The following is a 1,608-nucleotide window of genomic DNA, read 5'->3' as shown; positions in this document are numbered from 1 at the left end:
TTTCCTACGATTAGTCAAGTGTTTTATGACATATTTAAAATTTATTCTGTATGGAATATCTGGGCACCAGAAATAAACCTCAAGTATTCAATTTTTTTGAGGGAGTATATATGTTATAATTTAAGTGAATTATTGGTCCATGGAGACCGTGTACGAGTAATCGTACTTTGTATTGTTCCTGACCATGGAATAAATACATTTCAGTAGTTTGTTCATGCAAGCTACTACCGCAACCTTGTCCTTTTTAGGATGAGGTTGTTCTTTTAATTTATAATAGTAATCAACAATGTGATTTGGTGCTGCTTTTTGTTGGCGAATCATGTTTCGAACAATGAAATATAAGATTTTCCTTCCTTTTGGATTTCCTCGCTTATTAATGTGATCTTGACCTGCGTATTTTCCTGATTGATATCTACGAATATCAATCCCAATAAAAGCATTGACTTTTTTGTGATCGGAAAATCGGGAAATGTCCCCAATTTCTCCAATAAAAAGGGCTGCACTAATCTCGCCAATGCCCGGAAAGCTTGTGAGTATCTCAAATTCGAAAAGTGTCTTTGCCCTTTCAATCATTCGCTTTGAAACATTTTCTTTCTCCTCTAAAAGCTGTAAAAGTTGCCGTGCATAATATTTTACTTTTTGAGTTTGAACACTGGTTGAAGAAACAGCTGGATAAGATTCTTTGGCGTATTCGATAACTTCATTTGCCTTTTGTTTCGCACGATTTTCCGATATCTTTTTGGTAGTACTTTTCATCAAAAGGTTTTTGATTTTCGTTTTACTACTTTGTAATACATATTCAGGATGTGGAAACAAATCAATTAGGGTCAGGGCATAGGCTGTGACTCTGCTTGAAAAGAATCGCTCAAGCTCTGGAAAGCTTAATTGTAATGCGTTATGCAGGTACATCCGTGTGCGCTTTATATCCTCTTCTATTTCTTGATAAAAACGAGAAAGATCACGTATCTCATGATAAATATCCGGTTGGTGTATTTTTTCTGGTCGATCATTTTGTTGATGAACTTGGGCCAATTTATGTGCGTCATGTTTGTCTGTTTTCCAGCTTCGTAATGTCCCTTGTTCTAATTGCTTTTTGGCTGCCAAGGGATTTAATAAGCAATAACGCAATTGATTTTTTTGACAGAATGCTTCTACCGTTTTAGAGTAAATTCCAGTAGATTCAAAGACAAGCATCAAATCTTCAGGAAGTGTATATATTTCATCCAAGAGTTCCTGAAAACCAGCTCGACTATGTATTACTTCACCTTCAGAAAGGCAATGTTGATCGTCGTAAACAACCTTGTAGCTTTTCCCCATTGATACATCTAAAGCCATTACTATCCCCATTTAACTACCTCTTTTCTCTTTTTGTTATGAAAGTTCTTCACTTATTCATTTCGATTCCAATTTCCTTTACACGAGCTCATATGGCCCCAACATACTTAAAACTGATTCAAAAATGAAAGTGAAGAAGCCCGGTTTATTATTCGGATTCGCAATCCTCGAGGCTTCGGTCGGACTTTCTCTCACTTCTCACTATATCTTAAAAAAAGAAATAGTGGGTAAAGTCACCCGTCGATGACCTTACCCACTAATCTTAGTATGTTT

1 protein-coding gene is annotated in these 1,608 nt (G+C 36.0%); it reads right to left on the bottom strand.

Going from position 1 to position 1,608, the window contains the following annotated elements; genetic code table 11:
- Nucleotides 1-129: 129 nt before the first annotated feature.
- Nucleotides 130-1,347 carry an IS110 family RNA-guided transposase gene (locus ABRT01_RS18180; protein ID WP_367749187.1) on the bottom strand — a complete coding sequence of 406 codons (1,218 nt, stop codon included), beginning with the start codon at nucleotides 1,345-1,347 and terminating at the stop codon, nucleotides 130-132.
- Nucleotides 1,348-1,608 lie beyond the last annotated feature (261 nt).

Source organism: Lentibacillus sp. L22, from assembly GCF_040812445.1.
GTDB classification, from domain to species: domain Bacteria; phylum Bacillota; class Bacilli; order Bacillales; family Amphibacillaceae; genus Lentibacillus_C; species Lentibacillus_C daqui.
This window is presented reverse-complemented; position numbering and strand designations above follow the sequence as displayed.